General features: G+C 46.5%; 19 protein-coding genes and 2 pseudogenes. 14 read left to right on the top strand and 7 right to left on the bottom strand.

The genetic code is table 11. The annotated features are described in order from the left end of the window. Positions 1-33: 33 nt before the first annotated feature. From AC0IYG_RS08045 to AC0IYG_RS08035, 3 genes are read right to left on the bottom strand one after another with little or no spacing between them, the layout of a single operon-like run. On the bottom strand, positions 34-327 hold the full coding sequence (locus AC0IYG_RS08045) for an MFS transporter (protein WP_471710578.1): 294 nt from the start codon (positions 325-327) through the stop codon (positions 34-36). A gap of 22 nt (positions 328-349) precedes the next feature. Then, complete coding sequence (locus AC0IYG_RS08040; protein WP_471710577.1) at positions 350-565, bottom strand: hypothetical protein; 216 nt, start codon at positions 563-565, stop codon at positions 350-352. A gap of 38 nt (positions 566-603) precedes the next feature. Beyond that, the gene (locus AC0IYG_RS08035) at positions 604-1,362 is read right to left on the bottom strand and encodes an alpha/beta hydrolase (protein WP_471710576.1); all 759 of its coding nucleotides are present in this window, start codon (positions 1,360-1,362) and stop codon (positions 604-606) included. A gap of 264 nt (positions 1,363-1,626) precedes the next feature. Between AC0IYG_RS08035 and AC0IYG_RS08030 the strand changes: the two genes are divergently transcribed. Together AC0IYG_RS08030 and AC0IYG_RS08025 are read left to right on the top strand one after the other, a co-directional pair. After that, the gene (locus AC0IYG_RS08030; RefSeq protein ID WP_471710575.1) at positions 1,627-1,791 is read left to right on the top strand and encodes a lmo0937 family membrane protein; all 165 of its coding nucleotides are present in this window, start codon (positions 1,627-1,629) and stop codon (positions 1,789-1,791) included. Positions 1,792-1,931: 140 nt separating this feature from the next. Beyond that, on the top strand, positions 1,932-2,492 hold the full coding sequence (locus AC0IYG_RS08025) for a hypothetical protein (RefSeq protein ID WP_471710574.1): 561 nt from the start codon (positions 1,932-1,934) through the stop codon (positions 2,490-2,492). A 3-nt stretch (positions 2,493-2,495) separates the two neighbouring features. Here AC0IYG_RS08025 and AC0IYG_RS08020 read toward each other — a convergent pair whose 3' ends face one another. Then, entirely contained in the window at positions 2,496-3,179 is a 684-nt protein-coding gene (locus AC0IYG_RS08020) for an arylesterase (protein ID WP_471710573.1), read from the bottom strand. 174 nt (positions 3,180-3,353) lie between these two features. Here AC0IYG_RS08020 and AC0IYG_RS08015 point away from each other — a divergent pair, with 174 nt between their 5' ends. The 5 genes and pseudogenes from AC0IYG_RS08015 (at position 3,354) to AC0IYG_RS07995 (ending at position 11,663) form a co-directional block, all read left to right on the top strand. Continuing rightward, positions 3,354-4,022 carry an ABC transporter ATP-binding protein gene (locus AC0IYG_RS08015; protein WP_471710572.1) on the top strand — a complete coding sequence of 223 codons (669 nt, stop codon included), beginning with the start codon at positions 3,354-3,356 and terminating at the stop codon, positions 4,020-4,022. 1 nt (position 4,023) lies between these two features. Continuing rightward, entirely contained in the window at positions 4,024-5,214 is a 1,191-nt protein-coding gene (locus AC0IYG_RS08010) for an ABC transporter permease (protein WP_471710571.1), read from the top strand. 23 nt (positions 5,215-5,237) lie between these two features. Continuing rightward, positions 5,238-6,569 (top strand): ABC transporter permease, encoded by a 1,332-nt coding sequence (locus AC0IYG_RS08005; protein WP_471710570.1) that lies wholly within the window; start codon positions 5,238-5,240, stop codon positions 6,567-6,569. Between the two features lie 357 nt (positions 6,570-6,926). Further along, positions 6,927-9,958 (top strand): annotated as a pseudogene (locus AC0IYG_RS08000) (SusC/RagA family TonB-linked outer membrane protein). Positions 9,959-9,968: 10 nt separating this feature from the next. Continuing rightward, positions 9,969-11,663 (top strand): RagB/SusD family nutrient uptake outer membrane protein, encoded by a 1,695-nt coding sequence (locus tag AC0IYG_RS07995; protein ID WP_471710881.1) that lies wholly within the window; start codon positions 9,969-9,971, stop codon positions 11,661-11,663. A 66-nt stretch (positions 11,664-11,729) separates the two neighbouring features. Here the strand turns inward: AC0IYG_RS07995 and AC0IYG_RS07990 are convergent, their stop codons facing one another. The 3 genes from AC0IYG_RS07990 to AC0IYG_RS07980 all read right to left on the bottom strand — a co-directional run bounded on the left by AC0IYG_RS07990 (position 11,730) and on the right by AC0IYG_RS07980 (position 13,365). After that, positions 11,730-12,029 (bottom strand): type II toxin-antitoxin system RelE/ParE family toxin, encoded by a 300-nt coding sequence (locus tag AC0IYG_RS07990; RefSeq protein WP_471710569.1) that lies wholly within the window; start codon positions 12,027-12,029, stop codon positions 11,730-11,732. Further along, the gene (locus AC0IYG_RS07985) at positions 12,011-12,181 is read right to left on the bottom strand and encodes a hypothetical protein (protein ID WP_471710568.1); all 171 of its coding nucleotides are present in this window, start codon (positions 12,179-12,181) and stop codon (positions 12,011-12,013) included. Before AC0IYG_RS07985 ends, AC0IYG_RS07990 begins: the two co-directional genes overlap by 19 nt. Before the next feature lie 152 nt (positions 12,182-12,333). Next, on the bottom strand, positions 12,334-13,365 hold the full coding sequence (locus AC0IYG_RS07980) for a LacI family DNA-binding transcriptional regulator (protein WP_471710567.1): 1,032 nt from the start codon (positions 13,363-13,365) through the stop codon (positions 12,334-12,336). A gap of 127 nt (positions 13,366-13,492) precedes the next feature. Here AC0IYG_RS07980 and iolB point away from each other — a divergent pair, with 127 nt between their 5' ends. The 7 genes and pseudogenes from iolB (at position 13,493) to AC0IYG_RS07945 (ending at position 20,769) form a co-directional block, all read left to right on the top strand. Next, the gene (iolB, locus tag AC0IYG_RS07975) at positions 13,493-14,359 is read left to right on the top strand and encodes a 5-deoxy-glucuronate isomerase (RefSeq protein ID WP_471710566.1); all 867 of its coding nucleotides are present in this window, start codon (positions 13,493-13,495) and stop codon (positions 14,357-14,359) included. 33 nt (positions 14,360-14,392) lie between these two features. Further along, a complete protein-coding gene (gene iolC / locus AC0IYG_RS07970; RefSeq protein WP_471710565.1) occupies positions 14,393-15,400 on the top strand; it encodes a 5-dehydro-2-deoxygluconokinase in 1,008 nt (335 codons plus the stop codon). A gap of 44 nt (positions 15,401-15,444) precedes the next feature. Further along, positions 15,445-16,911 carry a CoA-acylating methylmalonate-semialdehyde dehydrogenase gene (locus tag AC0IYG_RS07965; protein WP_471710564.1) on the top strand — a complete coding sequence of 489 codons (1,467 nt, stop codon included), beginning with the start codon at positions 15,445-15,447 and terminating at the stop codon, positions 16,909-16,911. A 103-nt stretch (positions 16,912-17,014) separates the two neighbouring features. Continuing rightward, positions 17,015-18,043, top strand: coding sequence for an inositol 2-dehydrogenase (iolG, locus tag AC0IYG_RS07960; RefSeq protein WP_471710563.1), 1,029 nt, complete (start codon positions 17,015-17,017; stop codon positions 18,041-18,043). A 52-nt stretch (positions 18,044-18,095) separates the two neighbouring features. Then, a pseudogene (locus AC0IYG_RS07955) lies at positions 18,096-19,708 on the top strand (sodium/sugar symporter). A 109-nt stretch (positions 19,709-19,817) separates the two neighbouring features. Next, positions 19,818-20,138 (top strand): class II fructose-bisphosphate aldolase, encoded by a 321-nt coding sequence (locus AC0IYG_RS07950; RefSeq protein ID WP_471710562.1) that lies wholly within the window; start codon positions 19,818-19,820, stop codon positions 20,136-20,138. Then, positions 20,083-20,769, top strand: a complete 687-nt coding sequence (locus AC0IYG_RS07945; RefSeq protein WP_471710561.1) for a class II fructose-bisphosphate aldolase — start codon at positions 20,083-20,085, stop codon at positions 20,767-20,769. Before AC0IYG_RS07950 ends, AC0IYG_RS07945 begins: the two co-directional genes overlap by 56 nt.

Below are 20,769 nucleotides of genomic sequence, written 5' to 3'. Positions count from 1 at the left end.
AATGTCTTAACCGACGTAAGGTCCGTGCTGCCTTCAACATTGTTTCTCAACAAAAAGTAAGCCAACCGCTGGCCCGATGATCGTTCCCAATGCATTGAATGCTTGTGCAAAGTTGATGCGCATATCACTCGTGCGCTGGTCGCCGAGCGATGCTACAAATGGGTGCGCTACGGTTTCCAATGTTGAAATGCCGCATCCCAGAATAAACAATGCGCCGCCAAAGAATGGAAATGAAGCCGCAGCAGCAGCCGGAACAAAGAGGAATGAGCCGAGCGCAAAAAGAGACAATCCAAAAAGAACGCCATTTTTATAGCCGAAACGCTTCATAAAAAGCCCCGCAGGAATGCCATCACACCATAAGCGCCGAAAATCGCAAATTGCACAAATGCGGATTGTGTTTTGGTAAGACTAAAACGTGTTGGAAATGCTTGTTCAAAACGTCGCCCATCGTAATGGCAATCCCCCAAAACATGAAAAGAGACGTGACGAAAATGAGCGTGATGAGATATTTATTTTCAGTGAACTTGGCTTTTGTAGGCTCCGCAGTCGGGGAATAGTTGCTCATTTAGCTGAATAGTAAAATTAAATGTAAGGTAGGTTCTATTATTGCAAATGTAAATTAGAGAAATTTAATTGGAAGCGTTTGGCTTTCGATTGAAAAAATTGCTCATAAAAAGCAGTTGATATTGGATCGCATTCGTCCAGTAAGGCCAGTTGTGTCGCCGGGCGAACCAGATAATCATGCGGAATATTCCTGTAAACAAGCTGATCGTGCAGGTTTTCATTCACTTTGAAAAAGAAATCGTCCGTGCCGCAATCGATGATCAATGCTAATGCGTTGGGCGTCAGCAGATGCAGCATGTTAATGACTGTATTTTTCTCCCAACGCTCGGGTTGCTCGGCATATTTACCCAGATTTTTGGCCATATCCCAGTTGTTAGGAAAAGGCCTTATATCGACGCCGCCGCTCATGCTTCCGGCTGCTCCAAACACATCCTGGTGCTTCAAAGCCAGATAAAGCGCGCCATGTCCGCCCATGCTCAGTCCCGTGATGGCCCGGCCGCTTTTGTCTTTAATGGTTTTGTATTTGCTGTCAATGTGTGCCACCAATTCCTTAGCTACATAAGTCTCAAATTGCGATTTCGGATCCACTGGACTATCCCAATACCAGCTTCCATAACCCCCGTCCGGGCACACAATGATCATATTATGCAGATCAGCCGCCTTTTGGAAACCAGCGGCCTTTGAAACCCAGTCGGCATAGTTGCCGCTGTAACCATGCAACAGATAAACGACCGGAAAAGCCTTGCCGGCATCGTACAGATCCGGTCTGATAATCACAGTCTTTAAATTTTTCTTCATCGCGTTGCTGTAAACCTGAATGGTGTCAACAGTTGCGGCGTGGGCCTGGAATGCCAGGGAAAGACAGCAGAATGCTAATAACAGGATGATTCTTTTTCATAAAACTTTGAGAAATTTTTCTACAACAATAAGCTATAAGATTTGTCATTTGCTCAATTATTGTAGAATACGGGGAATAATAAGGCCTTATTTTGGGCAGGAGTCGCTGGCACCCTAATTGATATATCACTGTTGTCACAATCTCTAACTCAAAAAATTAATACGATGGGAAATCTTCTTTATACAATCGCCGTGATCCTGGTCATTATCTGGCTGATCGGCTTTTTCGGCTTCGCGAGCTTTGGAATGGGTAACATCATTCACATTCTTTTGGTGATTGCAGTTGTTGCAATAATTCTTCGTGTGATTCGTGGCGACAGGGTTGTGTAAGGGAATTTCCCTGCTAATATATTAGCAAAAGCCCGGAATGGATGTTTTTAACATCGTTCCGGGCTTTTAATTTTTTGGCATAGTTGTTTTTTATGAGAGAATTGAAAAAGAAAGAAATGCATTCTTGAAGCTATAATATCATGGAAAATACAACCGATTTTAATGTTCCGACAATGGTTAATGCTGCTTTTACAGACAAACTGGAAGCGCAGAAAGCCTATGATGAACTCATTTACCGTGGTTATAAAACGGAAGAAATCAATGTCATCATTTCCGATGAAACGCATAGAGTTCATCACGCAGACACTGCAAATGAGGCACATACGGGAAATCGCACAATGGAAAAAGCAGGCGTTGGTTCAGCAATTGGCGGAACGGCCGGTGCCATTTTCGGAGCGCTGGCGGCGATTGGAACAGCTGTTGTAATCCCACCATTGGGCATCGCGGTTGCGGGACCATTGCTGGCGGCATTGACGGGCGCAGGCGCTGGCGGATTAACGGGCGGGATCATCGGTGCATTGTCTGCCTCCGGCGTTGCAAAAGAGCATGCCGAGGAAGTCGAATCCAGTTTGAAAGCAGGCGGCGTGGTTATTTCATTTACTCCGAAAACTGTTGAAGACAGAATGGAGATCATCACGGCCTGGAAAGCTTATGGTGCAAGATTACTCCACGGCAACGAAACTTATAAAGCCGACGCTTAGCGCTTATAAAAGATCCTTAATCTTCACCCAAACGTTCTCTGCAAGGATTTTATGTCCTTCCTCGGTTGGGTGAATGCCGTCGGGAAGATTCAGTTTTGCCTCACCGCCTACGCCTTCAAGCAAGAATGGAATGAGTGTGATATTGTTACGTTTGGCAATGTCGGCGTAAACGGCTCTGAACTCAGAAGCATATTTTTGCCCCATATTAGGAGGAATTTGCATGCCCGCGAGGACAAGTTTCGCGTCGGGATATTTGACCTTGACTTTGTCTAAAATGGATTGCAGATTTTTCCTTGTTTCTGAAACCGGAATCCCTCTTAATCCATCATTTCCACCCAATTCGAGCACAAATATGTCCAGAGGCTGCTTCAATAACCAGTCAATTCGGCTGTTTCCCCCCGAAGTTGTTTCGCCGCTTACTCCGGCATTAATCACCTTATAATTCAGGCCAAGCGAATCAATGCGTTTTTGAATGAGCCCGGCAAAACCTTTTGAAGGGTCGTCGAGGCCATATGCCGCGGTAAGGCTGTTTCCAAAGAAAACAATGGTCTTTTTTGCATCGGCTGCGGGTTTTGAAGCCGTTTTTGTGGAGTCAGTCTGTGCTGCGGTTTCCTTCTTTTCGTTATTGCAGGAAGTAAAAACTGCTATTAAGAGCAGCAGCTTGGTCATCAGGACTATGCGGTTCATATTTATTTTTTATAGGTCAATCTGAACATTGAATTTGCAGCGGTGCCCGTTCATTTAGTTTTAAACGCCGCTTACACTATATTTATGTGCAACCTTAATCCAAAACAGCCAAATTGGAGTAAATCAAAATGCTCTGATAAGGCGCTGCGGAAAACATAAAATTAAAAACAATTGATGGATACCATACTCGATCTGCAACAGGTTAGTAAAATATATAAAAGTGGCGACCGTTCCCTGACCGTTTTAGACAATATTAATTTTTCAATAACTGCTGGCTCAACCATGTCTATCGTGGGACCTTCGGGAAGCGGAAAAACAACATTATTAGGCCTCTGCGCCGGTTTAGATCGCGCAACTTCGGGCAGCGTTGAATTGCACGGAACCCGGTTGAACGGATTAAGCGAAGACCAGCTTGCTGCCGTAAGAAATCAATATGTAGGCTTTATTTTTCAAAATTTTCAATTGCTGCCAACGCTCACGGCACTCGAAAATGTAATGGTCCCTTTGGAGCTGCGCGGCGAAAAAAATGTTAAGCCCCGCGCGCTGGATTTGCTCGATAAAGTGGGATTGGCTGAACGGAGCCACCACTATCCTACCCAATTATCCGGTGGAGAACAGCAGCGCGTTTCTCTTGCCCGCGCATTTTCAAACAAACCACAAATCCTTTTTGCCGATGAACCTACAGGAAACCTGGACGCTGAAACAAGTGAGAAGGTTGTTAAGCTGCTTTTTGATCTCAATAAAGAGGCCGGAACAACATTGGTTTTGGTAACCCACGACCTGGAACTGGCCGCAAAAACGCAAAGAATTATCCGGATCAAAGGCGGCAAACTGGCTGAATAACATGCAACAAGATAAATTGAATTTCCCCTGGTTACTGCAAATGGCATGGCGCGACAGCCGGAAAAACCGCTCACGCCTTTTGCTCTTCATATCATCCATTATTTTAGGAATCGCTGCATTGGTTGCCATTTATTCATTGGGTGACAATTTGCGGCTGAACATTGATAATCAAGCCGCTACATTAATCGGAGCCGACCTCGCATTGTATTCCGGAAAGCCGGTTGAGGGCAAAGCGAAAGCCCTGGTCGATTCGCTGGGCAAGATCCGTTCGGAGGAGCGCAGTTTCGCGTCCATGGTTTATTTTACAAAAGGCGGTGGCAACCGGCTTGCGCAAGTGAAAGCCCTCGATGGTGATTTCCCTTATTACGGCAAATTCGAAACTGTTCCGGTTACGGCTGAGAAAACCTTTCGTTCTGGCCAGCAAGCACTTGTAGATCAGGCGCTTATGCTTCAATATCAGGCCAAAGTCGGTGACTCCATCAAGATCGGCAATGTGACATTTGCCATTGCAGGCATATTGGAAAAAGCCCCCGGCTCGACGGGCCTAACCAGCACAGTTGCGCCTTCGGTGTACATTCCGATGCGTTATCTCACACAGACGGGCCTGATGCAAAAAGGAAGCCGCGTGGCATATCGCTATTATTATCAGTTTCCTAAAACCACGGATGTAGAAAAGCTCGCTAAAAGGCTGGAACCGCGTTTTGAAGCCGGAGACCTTGATTACAAAACCATTCAGTCACAAAAAGAAGACACCGGCAAATCATTTCGCGACTTGACGCGCTTCCTGGCATTGGTCGGATTTGTTGCATTATTACTTGGCTGCATCGGTGTGGCGAGTGCCATCCACATTTACATCCGCGAAAAGCTTAATTCCATTGCTATTCTGCGCTGTCTGGGCGTTAAAGCTTCGCAGGCATTCCTTATTTATTTAATTCAAATCGTTGGAATTGGCGTAATAGGCTCCATTTTGGGTGCCATTTTGGGGACAACGATCCAGCAGTTTTTACCTATTGTTATCAAGGATTTCCTCCCATTTGAACTCACTACGGATATTTCCTGGCTGGCGATCGGGCAAGGACTGGCCATTGGCGTGCTGATTTCCATCTTATTTGCCTTGCCGCCGCTGGTTTCGATCCGGAAGGTTTCTCCATTGAATGTCCTGCACGCGTTTCTCTGGACGCTCAAAAAATAGAACGCGATCCTGTAACCTGGTTTTTGTATAGTTTAATCGTGCTTTTCATTTTCGGATTCTCGTTTTTACAAATGCGGACCTGGATCGAAGCGCTCGTTTTCACGGCGAGCATTCTGGCTTCATTTGTCGTGCTATATGCGACTGCGAGCTTGTTAATGTGGCTTGTTCGCAAGTTTTTCCCGACTTCGTGGAGTTATTTATGGCGGCAGGGACTTGCTAATTTATATCGTCCTAATAACCAAACGGCCATTCTCGTGGTCTCCATTGGACTGGGCACCGCGCTGGTTTGCACATTGTTTTTTGTTCAAACCATTTTACTCGACCGGGTGAAGTTATCATCCAGCGGCAATCAGCCTAACATTGTTCTTTTTGACATTCAGGGAAATCAGAAAGAGGCTGTTCTGGCATTGGCAAAAGCACAAAAAGTGCCCGTTAACCAGAATGTGGCTATCGTTAACATGCGTTTGGAAGAGGTTAACGGAAAGACTGCGGCTGATTTTGAAGGCGACACCACGGCGGAACAATCGCGCCGCATTTTTGGCAGGGAATATCGCGTGACATTCCGCGACTCGCTAAGCACATCGGAGAAATTGACCAAAGGAGAATGGAAAGGCACTTACAAACCGGCCGACGGACTTATCCCCATTTCGCTGGAAGAAGGTTTTGCCGATCGCAGTCGCATCAAATTAGGTGACACGCTCGTCTTTAATGTGCAAGGAACAATGATGACCACCGCAGTAACCAGTTTCCGGGAAGTAAACTGGGGCGAAGTGCAAACCAATTTCCTGGTTATTTTCCCAACCGGCGTGCTCGAAGATGCGCCGCAATTTCACGTAATGCTCACGCACGTGTCCGATCCGCAGACATCCGCAACATTCCAGCGAGCGATTGTAAGACAATTCCCCAACATCTCCATCATTGACCTGGCCTTGGTTTTACGAGTTTTGGATGACATTTTTAGCAAAATCGGCTTCGTAATCCGCTTTATGGCAGGATTCAGCATTCTCACGGGATTAATCGTGCTGATCGCCTCTGTTTTAATCAGTAAATATCAACGTCTGCAGGAAAGTGTCTTATTAAGAACATTAGGCGCAAGCCGGAAACAGATCTTTGCGATCACTTCACTTGAATATTTTTTCCTGGGATCACTGGCCGCATTAACCGGCATTTTGTTATCGCTGGTCGGAAGCTGGTTATTAGCAAAGTTCAGCTTTGAAGCAGATTTCAAACCCGAATTGCTGCCTGTTGCCGGCATTTTCTTTTTTGTATCCATGATGACCGTTTTCATTGGTCTCATCAACAGCCGCGGCATCCTTTCCAAGCCTCCACTGGAAGTTTTGCGTCAGGACGTTTAGACGTTTGCGGGCTGATTTAACAATTACATAAACTTAATTTGTTTCCATTCGAAGGGATAACACCGACTTTTGCGCGCAAATGAAGGTGCTATCGCTTGGTTTCATCCTATAAAATCTTCTTATTTTTTCAAACGTTTGCATAAAATTTCAAACGTTTGCATAGGCTATTAACTAATTTCTATTAATTATTTTAAAAATACAATCTGTAATCTTGTGTTAACAGAACCCTAAAAATTACAATATGCCTCTTCAAGCTTGCGCACTCCATTGTTCATTAACAATTCAACCCAATAATTTGATCTTATGAAAAAAACTTTGACTCTAATAGTCAGAACCGGCACACTGGGTGTCTGCCTCATGCAAGCCGCTGCCATTTGCAGCCCGCACGCAACGGCAGCGACCATCAAGCCGGGTTCGGGAAGCTTATCAAAGCATGTCATTTCGGATATGCGTGTAATGCAGGACGTTACGCTCACAGGAAAAGTGCTTGCAGACGGAACAACGGAAGGATTGCCCGGCGTGACAGTGGTTGTCACACCTGTTTCCGGTGGCACCAAACAAGGCGCGACAACAGATGAAAATGGTGTTTTCACCATTCAGAGCCTGCAAACTGGAACGCGCTATAACCTGGAATTCAGTTATATCGGTTTTGAAAAACAATCCATCAATGACTTTTTGTTGACAGAAACCAATAACAATAGCATCGAGATCAAGCTGAAAGAATCCGCTGCGAATCTGAGCGAAGTGGTGGTTGTAGGTTATGGAACGACTGTTAAAAAAGACATTACGGGATCTGTTAAGTCATTGAAAAGCAGCGATTTTAACACGGGGATCATTAACTCGCCTGAGCAATTGCTGCAAGGAAAGGTTTCGGGTGTGAATGTGACTTCTGCAACAGGTGAGCCCGGCGCAAAAACCAGCATTACAGTTCGCGGCCCGGGCGGTGTGCGCACAGGAAGCACGCCTCTTTTCGTCGTCGACGGACTGGCGCTCGACAATAGCGGAACGGGCGGCGACTCGAATCCATTGAATTTCATTAATCCACAAGACATTGAGTCAATGGATGTTTTGAAAGATGCCTCTGCGACAGCAATTTATGGAGCGCGTGGTGCGAATGGCGTTATTTTGATCACAACCAAAAAAGGAAAATCAGGACAAGCGAGTGTGAATTATTCTGGTTCGCTCGGCATTTCTACATTGGCTCGTCCGCTTGATGTGTTATCCGGTCCTGAGTTTTTGACGGAAGCTGCGAAATTAGGCGGCACGGTGATCGATGGCGGTGCGGATACGGATTGGCAAAAGGAAATTTCCCGCAAAGCCACCACACATAACCATAACATTTCGGTTGGCGGCGGAACTGATAAAATGACTTATTACGGATCATTCGGCTCACAAAAACAGCAGGGTGTTTTGAAAGGAAGCCAGCAGGATCGTTACACAGGCCGCATTAACCTGTCTCAAAAACTGCTGAATGACCGCGTTACGCTAGACATTAACCTGAACGCGACGAACACAAAAAATAGAAAACCAAACATTCAGGGCATGATCGGCGGAGCCATTACGGCAAATCCGACTTACGCGCCTTACGATGCGGACGGCAATCCATTCCAATATCAGGATGGCACGAACCCGCTGATTCCGTTGCGATTGTACAAAGAAGTCCTGAGCACAAACAGGGTTTTGGCATCGATTTCGCCTTCTGTAACGATCATTAAGGGATTGGTTTACAAACTGAATTTCGGTCTTGACCATTCAACTGCGACACAGGATAAGCAAACATTGCCGAACACGATCCCGTTTGAAATCGGCCGGCTTGAAAATTATCAGTTCAAAAACAGCAACCGCCTGATTGAGAACTATCTGACTTACACGGCTGGCAACAAAACGCATAGTTTTGCCGCGCTTGTGGGTCATTCTTACCAGCATCTTTTTGTGCAGGACAAAAGGTTCAGCATTAACAAGTTCCCGATCTCGGACATTGAGCCGATCTACAACCCGGGTCTCGGACAAGATCTTTCACTGATCCTGAACGCGCCCGAAGGTCACGCGACGATCAATGAAACTCCAAGTCCTTTTTTGGAAGGGTGAATTATGGTTTTAAGGACCGTTATCTGGCTACTGCAACATTGCGTGTGGATGGTTCTTCGAAATTTGGGGCAAACAACAAATATGGTTATTTCCCTTCATTCTCATTGGGTTGGAGAATTTCGGAAGAGGCTTTCATGAAGTCATCACCATTCTCAGAATTGAAACTGCGTGCAGGCTGGGGATCAACGGGTAACCAGGAAATTCCTTCTAAAATCACACAGGCGCGTTTTACATCAGTTGTCTCACCTACAACAAGTTACCCAATAGGAACAGGCGCCTACTCCGCCGGAACCACGAACACAAGGTTAGCGAATCCGGACATTCAGTGGGAAGTTTCCAAACAAACAGACATTGGTCTTGACTTTGGTTTGTTCAAAGGCGCATTGAGCGGTGAGATCGATTATTTTACCAAAACCTCTGAGAAAATCCTGCTTGAAGTGATTCCTGCCGATCCTATTCAGCCAGCCGGAACATTCTGGACCAACGTGCCGAATATGCAGATCAAAAATCAGGGACTTGAAATTGACCTGAACTATCGCGAATCGCTGGACAACGGCCTTCGCTATGGCTTTGGTGGTAACATTACATTTATCAAAAATGAAGTGACGGGTTCTCCTTACTCGGTAATTCCATCGGGTTCCGCACAAGGCTCGGGCCTTACTTCTGCCACGATCAACGGTTACATTAACAATCAGCCGATCGGAACATTTTTCCTAAAAGAATTTACAGGATTTGATGATAAAGGCATCAGCACATTCCGGGATGTGGACGGCGACGGCATTGTGACGGACAAGGACCGCATTGCAGCAGGAACGGCACTTCCTACCCGCATGTATAATTTCAATGGTAATGTGTCTTTCAAAGGCTTTGACTTAACGGCTAACTTCAATGGTGTTGCTGGAAACAAGGTTTATGACAACACTGCAAACTCCAATTTCTTCAAACTGAGGTTGCAAAAAGGTCTGAATGTAACACGTGAATCTTTCGCCGACGAAGCAGAATCGATCAATAACTCAGCGCCGGTTTCTACGCGTTATCTCAAAAGCGGAGCTTATCTGAGGCTCAATAACCTTGCGTTGGGATACAACCTGAACACAACAAAACTGGGCATTAACAAGTGGGTTCAGAGTGTCCGCGTGTCCGTTACAGGCCAGAATCTGGCGCTTTGGACCAAATACACGGGTTACGATCCTGAGGTGAACAACGACCGTTCTATAAATGGCATCACTTCCTATGGTGTTGACTATCTGAGTTATCCGAAGGCTAAAACAATTCTTTTTGGTCTTAATGTTGGCTTTTAAAATTTAAATGATGAAAAAGAAATTATCACTCATATTTGCGGTTGCCGGCATGCTGTTCATGGCATCTGGCTGCACCGATCTTGAAGAACAAGTGCTGGACGAAACCCTTAAAGCGAATTTGTCTCCCGACGAAGCCGCGAATGGTCTTGTAGCGCCCGTTTACGCATTGCTCCCCAATTTATTCCAGCATACAACCTATTTCGCGCTGAACGAAATCACCACCGACGAGGCTATTTTGCCTTACCGCGGCGGAACCGACTGGGGTGACAACGGAATTTATCTCGCGCTCCACCAGCACAACACCACAGCCACAGACCCCAACGTGAACAACACCTGGGGCATACTTTCTCAATCCATTTCCAGGTCTATCACGGCTATTAATGGTTTGAAAACTTCGACTTCGGCGACAGCCGCATTGTACAGCGCCGAGGCACGCGGAATGCGAGCATATTATAACATGGTCATGCTCGATATGTTCGGAATTGCGTTCGTAAAAGACGATCCGAATGCCATTTCAACGATCATCAGAGGCGATGAAGCTGTGAAATACATTGAGAGTGAGTTGCTTGCTATTGAGCCGATTGTTCAGCCAAAAGCTGCTGTTGGTCCGGGAAGGTTGAATCAGGTGGCAGTTTGGGGATTGCTGGCTCGTCTCAATTTGAATGCAGCCGTTTACCGCAACATTTACGCGCCTACTTTCGAGTTTCGCGCGGAGGATATGGACAAAGTGATCTCTTATACAGATAAGATCATTGCATCCGGGCAAGCCAAATTGTCGGCAGATTATTTCTCCATTTTCGGCAACCAAAACCACGCAAATTCCGAGCTGATTTTTGCAGTTGACCAGCGCTCAGATTTGAATGGTCACAACCGTCTGGCTTACTTCTCGATCTCCGGAGACCAATTCCCGCTCGCAGCATTCCCCGCCGCAAACGGAACGGACGGCCCTGGCATCACATCTGATTTTTACCAGTCATGGGTGCAGGCATACGGCGCAGTGGATCCGAAACGTGACCCTCGTTTTTATCAGGAAAATATGTCTGTGTATTCCAATGCAGCCGATACATGCGTGAAGGATTCGGATTATAAGATCAACCGCGGCATTTTGCGCGGTCAGCAATTTGGTGCACTGCGCGTGAATGGTGCTTTTGTAAGATGCCCGGATGGCCGTCTCAAAGTTGGAAAACTGGCTTATGTAACCCGCAACAGGGCCGATTTGCCAGTAAGTTTTGGCGAGCTGGTTGACTTTACAACGGCTGGAAGTAATTACAACACAGGTTACCGTGTAGCAAAATATGAATTCGGCAGCGAGTCAAACACGGGCCGTAACAAAGGCGACGCCGACATCGTAATCCTGCGCCTAGCAGACATTTACATGATGCGCGCGGAAGCCAAGTTGCGCAAAAGCAACGACGCCGCAGCCGCATTGGCCGACGTAAACTTCGTAAGAGCGTCCAGAACAGCCACAACGCCTCCGCCTGCATTAACAACAATGAATCTAGACTTACTATTCCGCGAAAGAGGTTTCGAATTCTACTGGGAAATGCTCCGCCGCAGCGACATGATCCGTTTCGGCAAATACGAAGGAAAATGGACCGAAAAATCCAACGCCGACGTGAAGAAAAGAATCTTCCCAATCCCACAAACCGCTATCGACGGCGCTTCGAACACGCCGGGTTATTTGGTGCAGAATGAGGGTTATTGATATATTCAACGTTTATGTAAAAACAAAAAGCAGCTGGGGCGACCCGGCTGCTTTTTGCTTCTTTACTTACCAATAAATGAGTTTAGAAGGAATGATTTCGCAAATGATTAGCTCTTGATCTGTTTCGATGAAGACAATGGTGTATTTCTTTTTGTAAACAACACATTTGTAGCCGATCAATTTTCGATCTGGTTTCCGACACGTCGCAAATGATCTATCCGATTTTACGAGACTTCCCAAAAAATCGTAGGTTTCATCTACAAATTGCTTAGCTGTCTGCGGCATTCCCTTGGATTCAATAAACCAAGCAATGTCAGCAAGATCATCAATAACGGACTGCCGAATGACTACTTCCCGGAAGCCCATTCATCAATTCGCTTCTTGCTTAGTGCACGAGCTTCCTCGATGGAAAATGTTTTTTCGGGTTTCCACTTTAACGCTGCCGTTTTTTGCAGCGCTTGATACTCTTTTTTGGGAACGACAACATAATTTTCGTTGCCAATGATTAATTCTTTCATGAGGTCCATGATTTAATAATTCAATTTAAGAATTTTTGATGGACAAACAACTCACGTTCATCCAACGCATCCTTTGCGTCGTTGAATTAGACGTTAGACTTTCAAATCGGTCACAAAATATTTTTAAACATTTCAAACAGCAGTGCCAAATTTCAAATCCGCAGCGAGCTCTCCCTGATAATCAACTCCGAAGGCAATACAATGCTTTCATGCTTGAAATCTTCCGCGCCATTCACTTGATTCAAAAACAGCCGCGACGCCTCCATGCCGATCTTGCGGCCTGGGCGGTTTACGGTGGTTAGGGATGGGAATGTGTAAGCCGAAATAGGAGAATTATCGAAACCCACAAGCCCGACATCCTGCGGAATGCGGAGGCCTTTCTGCTTGACAACCCGCATGGCGCCGATTGCGACTTGATCGTTCACGCCGAAAATGGCATCTGGCGGGGTTTCCATTTCAAGCAGACGTTTGGTAGGAACGATGGCGCTTTCTACATTGAAGTTTGTGTTGATGATCAGTTCTTCGAGAACGGGCATGCCGTGTTGTTTTAAGCAATCGGCATAACCTTTGAAGCGCTGTTCGCTGACCGTCAGCCCATTGGGGCCTTTAAGATGTGCTATGTTTTTGTATCCAATGCTGATCAAATGCTCAACTGCAGCAAACGCACCATGATAATCGTCCACCGTTGCGCGGCTTGTTTCGAAATCTTCATATTCCCGGTCGATGAAGATGAGGGGGGTTTTTCTCTGGATTACGTGTTCCAAATGTTCGTAATAGCCTGAATTGTAGGTTTCCTGCGAAACGGACAAGAAAATCCCTTCCGTACGGTTGGAAAGGAGTTTGGATAAATATTCTTTTTCCAAGGCATAGTTTTCATTGGTCACACAAATGTTAAGCGTGTAACCCATTGGCTGCAATGTGGTATGAAGCCCGTCAATCACAGCCGTTTCATAATAATTGCTGATTGTCGGCACGACGACTCCTAGCGACGCAGTTTTTTTATTTAATAAGCTGAGAGACACTTCATTTCGCTGGTAACCGACCTCCCTTGCGTATTCCTGGATGTTTTTCCTGGTGTCTTCGTTGATCGCCGGATGGTCGTTTAACGCGCGGGAAACGGTGGATGGCGAGCACCGGAAACGGCGGGCAATGTCTTTAATGGTAACGGGTCGGGCGGAATTCATTTTTATAATTATGGCAATTAAATCTTTGAAATTTTTTCAAACGTTTGCATTCAATATAAACATATTTACATTTTGTGTTTAATTTATACAACGCTATCATTGTGTACAAATGTAACGAATAACCACAATGAGTGACCTGCTAGTTAAACCTGCGCCTGACCAAAAAACCTATCATTCCCTTACGAGCGATCAAGCCGGTTGGACTTACCTCAACTTCGAGGCTAAAATACTGGATGTAAACGAACAAATTTCAGGAAACACGGGCGAATACGAGTATTGCTTCGTTTTGCTCGGCGGAAACTTCAAGATGGAAGCGGCCGGAAAAACCTGGGAAACCAAAAACGGACGCAAAGATGTATTCAGCGGAATCGGGCATGCGATGTATCTGTCAAGAAATACGGATTATGTTTTGACTGCGCAGTCACCTCAAACGGACATTGCAATTTGCTACGTTGCATCTGATGAGGATCATCCGCCACGCATGAAGCGCCCCGAGGAAGCTGCCATTGAATATCGTGGCGGCGACAATGCAAACCGTCAGATTAACAGCTTATTAGAACCCGGTTTTGACTGTCATAAAATCGTTTGCGTGGAAGTATATACGCCTTCCGGCAATTGGAGTTCATTCCCTGCACACAAGCATGATGTCCGTACGGAAGATGAAAACGGCAATCTGATCGAGGCGAATCTGGAAGAAATTTATTTTTACAAAATCGACAAAACGCAGGGTTACGCGATCCAGCAAGTTTATACGCAGGACAGATCTTTGGATGAAATCGTCCGTGTGCATCATAACGAGGCAGTGCTTGTGCCAAAAGGTTATCACCCGGTTGTAGCGGGCCACGGCTACAACGTTTATTATCTCAATTTCCTGGCCGGAAGCGACCAATCGCTGGCCAACACTTCTGACCCCGATCACGACTGGATTTACGGAACCTGGAAAGGCTCGGATCCACGATTGCCGATCGTGACAGCTGAAATGAATGGAAAATAAGCACGTCGCGCTCTTCCTTATTAAATCTCCGCAATGAAAAAATATGACTTACTAACCCTTGGCCGCTCGTCTATTGACTTGTATTCGGCCAATGTGGGCAGCCCTTTTGAAAAAATTGAGGCATTTAATGCGTTCGTGGGCGGTTGTCCGCTCAATATCGCCACCGGCGCACGCAGACTTGGTCTGGAAACAGCGATTCTGACGGGAATTGGCAATGATCAGGTTGGGAATTTTATCAAACATTTCCTTGCCGAAGAAGGCATTGTTACGGATTGGGTTCCGACAATTGAAGGCACCAGAAGCTCAGCCGTCGTGTTGGGCATCGAGCCGCCAGACCGTTTTCCACTCGTATATTATCGTGAAAATTGCGCCGACATTAATCTGAATCTCGATCACGTTGACGCCATTCCGTTCGGCGATTTTAAAGCTGCGGCATTTTCCGGAACAGCATTCAGCAAAGATCCGAGCCGCACTGCGATGTTCTACGCTTTGGAATTGGCTAAGAAGAACAATGTTACGCGCTTGCTGGACATTGATTTCCGCGCCGATCAATGGTTTGATCCAAGAGCATTTGGCGTGACGATTCGTGCCGCATTGCCGAGTTTCAACATTGTGGTTGGAACGGAAGAAGAGATTCTGGCCACATTCCTGACAGACAAAGAACAGCTGCTCATCAAGCATCAGCAGATCTCGGCTCCTGAAATCCGTGGCAACATTGAAAACTCGATCCAGGAAATCATGCTATCCGGTGTGGAAACATTGGTTGTAAAGCGCGGGAAAGATGGCGCCTCTATTTTTCAGCCTGGGAAAGATGAGGTTAAGGTGCCCGGTTTCCCTGTTGAAGTGCTGAATGTGCTCGGTGCCGGAGATGCATTTTGCGCTGGGTTTTCTTTTGGGTTGCTAAGTGGCTGGGATCTGTATCAAAGTGTCAGGATGGGCAATGCTTGCGGGGCTATCATTGTCACGCGTGAAGGCTGCGCCAATTTTATGCCAACCCGTGCCGAAGTGGATGCATTTGTTGCGGGTTACGGTGGGCTTTAACAGTCTGCTGGTTTTAATATTTGAATAAATACTTTTTATACAAAATGGAAAAATTACAGAATTATATCAACGGTCAGTGGGTTGACAGCCATTCGGATCATTTCGAAAATGTGCTGAATCCTGCCAGCCAGGAAGTGCTTGCGCAGGTGCCTTATGGCAATGCAAAAGACGTTGAAGATGCTGCGGAAGCGGCGTTGAAGGGTTTTCAGGAATGGAGAAGCACGCCGGTTTCAAAGCGCGTTCAATATTTATTTAAACTAAAAACCCTGCTGGAAAACAACCTGGACGACATTGCAAAAACGATCGTGCTGGAATCCGGAAAAACATTCATCGAAGCCAAAGCCGAAATGGTGCGGGCGATCGAAAATGTGGAAAACGCTTGCGGAATGCCCGCTATGATGCAGGGCGAATTTTCCGAGGACATTGCCAAAGGAATTGATGAATATATGATCCGTCAGCCGCTTGGTGTTTGTGCTTGCATTGCACCATTTAACTTTCCCGGAATGATAACATTCTGGTTTTTGCCTTACGCCCTGGCTTGCGGGAACAGTTACATCATTAAGCCGTCTGAAAAAGTGCCTTTGACGATGACCAAAATCGTGGCATTGATGGAGCAGCTGGATTTGCCAAAAGGCGTCCTTAACCTCGTTCAGGGAGCACGCGAAGTGGTGGATGGCATTCTGGAACATCCTGCTATTAAAGGAATTAGCTTCGTAGGATCATCCAATGTTGCGAAATATGTGTATTCCAAAGGCGCTGCAAACGGAAAGCGTGTGCAGGCACAAGGCGGTGCTAAAAACCCCGTGATCGTGCTGCCGGATGCCGACATTGAAATGACTTCGCAAATCGTCATCGACAGCGTTTACGGTTGCGCGGGACAGCGCTGCTTAGCTGCCTCGACCATTATCACAGTCGGTGATCACAAGGACATTACGGAAAGTCTGGTTGAATCTGCCAAGAACAGAAAGACGGGTTTCGGACTGGATAGCGACGTGCAAATGGGGCCGGTAATTACGGCGGAAAGCAAATCGCGGGTTCAAACATTGATCGACAAAGGATTAAGCGAAGGCGGAAGACTTCTGGTTGACGGTCGCAATGCGCAAGTGAATGGTTATGAGCACGGTAACTTCATTAATCCAACCATTATTGAAGACATTCCACTGGACGGTGAGCTTGCGACAACCGAGATTTTCGGGCCGGTTTTGAGCTTGGTGCACATTAACACCATTGACGAAGCGATCCGGTTTATCAATGCGGGCAGATATGGAAATATGGCCTGCATATTCACCAGCAGCGGTTCCAACGCCCGCAAATTCCGCCATGAAGCAGAGGCTGGAAACATCGGAATCAACATTGGCGTAGCTGCTCCCGTTGCCCAATTCCCCTTTTCAGGCTGGAAAGAAAGCTTCTACGGCGACCTGCACGGACAAGGCAAACACGCAGTAGAATTCTTCACGCAAACAAAAGTCGTGATCGAGCGCTGGCTGAAAGAATGGAACAGGAAATTTTAGGGAAGCGGTCGGCTCTCGGCGATCAGCTTTCGGCCATCGAAAAAAACTGACAGCCGACTGCCGAATGCCGAAGTAAACATTAACAATTATACCAACCAGAAAAATGACAAAAAAATTAAAGACCGGGGTGATTGGCCTTGGTCGGATCGGGCAGATTCACCTTAGTAACCTGGTTCACCATATGCCGGATGCGGAAGTGATTATTGCGTCTGACGTTTCTCCTGCGGCGCATGAATTTGCACGCAGTCTGGGCGTTGCCGAAGTTACAACCGATGCTTATGATGTAATTAATCATCCTGATGTTGAGGCCGTTATCATTTGCTCCCCTACTCCATTCCATGTTCCTTACACGGTTGCTGCGGCAGAAAAAGGCAAGCATGTTTTCTGTGAAAAACCATTGGATGTAACATTGGAAGCCATTCAAGCTGCTGAAAAGGCGGTTAGCGATAACAATGTGAAACTGATGCTGGGCTTTAACCGCCGTTTTGACGCCAATTTCAGCAATGTTCGCAATCTGGTGGAAGCCAACAAAATCGGCGATCCGCATATCTTGCGCATTACCAGCCGTGACCCGGCGCCTCCGCCAGTGGAATATCTGAAAATCTCCGGCGGCATTTTCCTCGACATGTCCATTCACGATTTTGACATGGCGCGTTACATTGTCGGCAGCGAGGTGAAGGAAGTTTTTGTAAAAGGCGACGCATTGATTCATCCGGAGATTAAGGAATTTGGTGATATAGACACGGCCGTTATCGTGCTAACCTTTGAAAATGGGGCAATTGGCGTGATTGACAACAGCCGAAAAGCCGTTTATGGTTACGATCAGCGCCTTGAAATCTTTGGTTCAAAAGGCATGGCAAAGGCCGAAAACAACACTTCGGACACGCTCGTGCATTTCGACTCTGCTGGCGGACACATTTCCCTGCCGCTGCATTTCTTCCTCGAAAGATACGAAACAGCTTACCGCGTATGCCTTAAATCGTTCATCGACTGCGTGTTACAAGACAAGCCATCGCCAGTTGACGCGCATGACGGATTAATGGCCACAGCCATCGGCATCGCAGCCATGAAATCGCTGACGGAAGGCCGCAGCGTGCGAATGGATGAGGTTTTGCAGTATGCGGCGGTTTAAGTTAATTCGTAGATAAAATCGAAAGCCAAATTTTACCTAACCCTTTACCCGAATGTCCAATACCGGTTTGCAGTCGCTGGATTACATTGTTTTCTTTATTTATTTGATAGGCGTATCTGCTTATGGTTATTGGATTTACAAAAGAAGAGCTCGAAAGAAGTCAGTTCGACGGACTATTTTCTAGCCGAAGGTTCGCTTACATTCTGGGCGATTGGGGCTTCAATTATTGCTTCTAACATCTCAGCTGAGCACTTTATCGGGATGTCGGGGTCGGGTTTTGCGATCGGTTTGGCGATTTCTTCTTACGAATGGATGGCCGCGGCTTCGCTGATCGTGGTCGCCCTTTTTATCCTGCCGGTTTATCTCAAAAACAAGATTTACACCATGCCGCAGTTTCTGCGGGAGCGTTATAATCCTACGGTGGCGACGATTATGGCCGTTTTCTGGCTGTTGCTCTATGTTTTTGTGAATTTGACTTCGATTCTTTATTTGGGTGCGCTTGCATTGGAGGTGACGGCTGGTCTGGACTTTACCTGGGGAATCATTGGTTTGGGTCTTTTTGCTGTTGTCATCACCATTGGCGGCATGAAAGTGATTGGCTATACCGATGTTGTGCAGGTTATCGTGCTGGTTCTGGGCGGGTTAGCAACCACTTATCTAGCTTTGGATCTGGTTTCAACACATTTCAACCGCCCGGGAATTTTCAATGCATTGAGTTTGCTCAAAGAACAAGCGGATTCACATTTCCACATGATCTTGCCAAAAGAAAACCCGTTTTACAAGGATCTGCCGGGACTTTCGGTCATCATTGGAGCCATGTGGATTAACAACCTGGCGTATTTTGGGTGCAATCAATACATTATACAAAGGAGTTTGGGTGCGGATTTGAGAACAGCGCGTAAGGGAATTCTTTTCGCCGCGTTACTAAAACTCCTCATTCCGATTATCGTGGTTATTCCGGGCATTGCCGCTTATGTTTTATACCAAAATGGCATGTTTCAAAAGGAAATGCTGGACGGAGTTGGCGTTGTAAAACCCGATCATGCGTATCCTGTTTTGCTAAATTTGCTTCCGGGCGGACTAAAAGGAATGGCCTTTGCAGCATTAACAGCGGCGATTGTGGCCTCGCTTGCAGGAAAAGCGAACAGTATTTCTACGATTTTTACGCTCGACATTTACAAACAATACATTAACCCGAATGCCAGCGAGAAGCAATTGGTAAAAACGGGCCGTTACACCATTTATGTTGCGATGCTGATCGGCGTCGTTATTGCGCCGCAGCTTCGTGCGCTGGATCAGGCTTACCAGTTTATTCAGGAATACAGCAGCTTCATTACGCCCGGCGTTTTTGCGATTTTTATTCTCGGAATGTTCTGGAAAAGAACCACTTCCGCGGCGGCACTTACGGCTGCAATACTAACCATTCCGCTTTCTACGGCCGGCAAGTTTCTGGCTCCTGAAATTCCGTTTCTGGATCGAATGGGGATCATTTTCCTGATTCTCTGCGCCGTAATCGTGGTCATGACATTGGCTGATCCCAAAAGCAAACACAATCCGAAAGGGCTGGAAATTGACCGGACCATGTTTGAGCCGGGCAGAAGTTTCGTTGTCGGTTCCATTGTGATCTGCGGAGTGATTGCGGCATTGTACACGGTATTCTGGTAAGCTTACAGCGATCGGCTGTCGGCCATCGATGATTAATGGATTAATAAAAAAGAATTTCTCTTAATAACTAAATGCTGACGGCTGATTGCCGAAAGCCGATAGCCAAAAAATGCTTTTAACGACGAAACAACTTTTTGAAAAATGCTATGGCCGCTATGCGATTCCGGCGGTGAATGTGTTTTTCATGGAAGAAATTCATGGTCTTTTTTCGGCGGCGCTGGAAGCAAATGCGCCCTTTATTGTGCAGACAACGCCTTTTGCGAGGGATTATGCACACCCGGATATGCTCCTGTCCATGATCAATGCGGCGGCGCGGATCGATCCTAATGTAACCTTCGCGATACATATGGATCACGGCTTTGAAGAACACATTTTTGAAGCCATTGAAAAAAGGCGGTTACACCTCGGTAATGATCGATGCGAGCCATGATGATTTTGATCAGAATGTTGCCCGGACCAAAGAAGTCGTTCGCCGTGCTCATGCGGAAAACATTAGCGTGGAAGCTGAATTGGGCGTTTTGGCTGGTGTTGAAGATGACCTGACCGTGGATGCTGCGCATTCATTTTATACCAATCCGCAGCAGGTTGAGGATTTTGTCAAAGCCACGGATTGCGACAGTCTGGCCATTGCGGTGGGAACGAGCCACGGCGCTTACAAGTTTTCGGGTGGACAAGGTTTGCAGTTTCACATTCTGAAAGAGATCCAGGAGCGGCTTCCGGGCTTTCCACTTGTGCTGCACGGCGGTTCTAATGTGATTCCGGAAGTTGTGGAACGCATTAATGCAGCTGGCGGAAACCTGAAAACGGATGCAAAAGGTGTTCAGGAAGACGAAATTAAAAAAGCCATTCCGCTCGGTGTTTGCAAGATCAACATTGCGACGGACACTCGGCTGCTATGGACAATGGTAAACCGCGAATTTTTCCGCGACAAGCCCGATGAATTTGCACCTACAACGCCGGGGAAGATCTTTATGGAAGAATATAAAAAATTTATGCTGAAAAAATTCGACTTGTTCGGTTGCACTAACAAAGCGGGCGATTTCAGCTTGGTTAACGCCTGA

The sequence above is a fragment of the Dyadobacter sp. AC419 genome, from assembly GCF_979253085.1.
Note: the sequence above shows the minus strand (reverse complement) of the source record. Positions and strands in the feature narration are given on the sequence as shown.

Coding starts and splice junctions, on each gene's coding strand:
- AC0IYG_RS08045 (WP_471710578.1), bottom strand. CDS start 327: ATGAAGCGTTTCGGCTATAAAAATGGCGTTCTTTTTGGATTGTCTCTT.
- AC0IYG_RS08040 (WP_471710577.1), bottom strand. CDS start 565: ATGAGCAACTATTCCCCGACTGCGGAGCCTACAAAAGCCAAGTTCACT.
- AC0IYG_RS08035 (WP_471710576.1), bottom strand. CDS start 1,362: ATGAAGAAAAATTTAAAGACTGTGATTATCAGACCGGATCTGTACGAT.
- AC0IYG_RS08030 (WP_471710575.1), top strand. CDS start 1,627: ATGGGAAATCTTCTTTATACAATCGCCGTGATCCTGGTCATTATCTGG.
- AC0IYG_RS08025 (WP_471710574.1), top strand. CDS start 1,932: ATGGAAAATACAACCGATTTTAATGTTCCGACAATGGTTAATGCTGCT.
- AC0IYG_RS08020 (WP_471710573.1), bottom strand. CDS start 3,179: ATGAACCGCATAGTCCTGATGACCAAGCTGCTGCTCTTAATAGCAGTT.
- AC0IYG_RS08015 (WP_471710572.1), top strand. CDS start 3,354: ATGGATACCATACTCGATCTGCAACAGGTTAGTAAAATATATAAAAGT.
- AC0IYG_RS08010 (WP_471710571.1), top strand. CDS start 4,024: ATGCAACAAGATAAATTGAATTTCCCCTGGTTACTGCAAATGGCATGG.
- AC0IYG_RS07995 (WP_471710881.1), top strand. CDS start 9,969: ATGAAAAAGAAATTATCACTCATATTTGCGGTTGCCGGCATGCTGTTC.
- AC0IYG_RS07990 (WP_471710569.1), bottom strand. CDS start 12,029: ATGGGCTTCCGGGAAGTAGTCATTCGGCAGTCCGTTATTGATGATCTT.
- AC0IYG_RS07985 (WP_471710568.1), bottom strand. CDS start 12,181: ATGAAAGAATTAATCATTGGCAACGAAAATTATGTTGTCGTTCCCAAA.
- AC0IYG_RS07980 (WP_471710567.1), bottom strand. CDS start 13,365: ATGAATTCCGCCCGACCCGTTACCATTAAAGACATTGCCCGCCGTTTC.
- iolB (WP_471710566.1), top strand. CDS start 13,493: ATGAGTGACCTGCTAGTTAAACCTGCGCCTGACCAAAAAACCTATCAT.
- iolC (WP_471710565.1), top strand. CDS start 14,393: ATGAAAAAATATGACTTACTAACCCTTGGCCGCTCGTCTATTGACTTG.
- AC0IYG_RS07965 (WP_471710564.1), top strand. CDS start 15,445: ATGGAAAAATTACAGAATTATATCAACGGTCAGTGGGTTGACAGCCAT.
- iolG (WP_471710563.1), top strand. CDS start 17,015: ATGACAAAAAAATTAAAGACCGGGGTGATTGGCCTTGGTCGGATCGGG.
- AC0IYG_RS07950 (WP_471710562.1), top strand. CDS start 19,818: ATGCTTTTAACGACGAAACAACTTTTTGAAAAATGCTATGGCCGCTAT.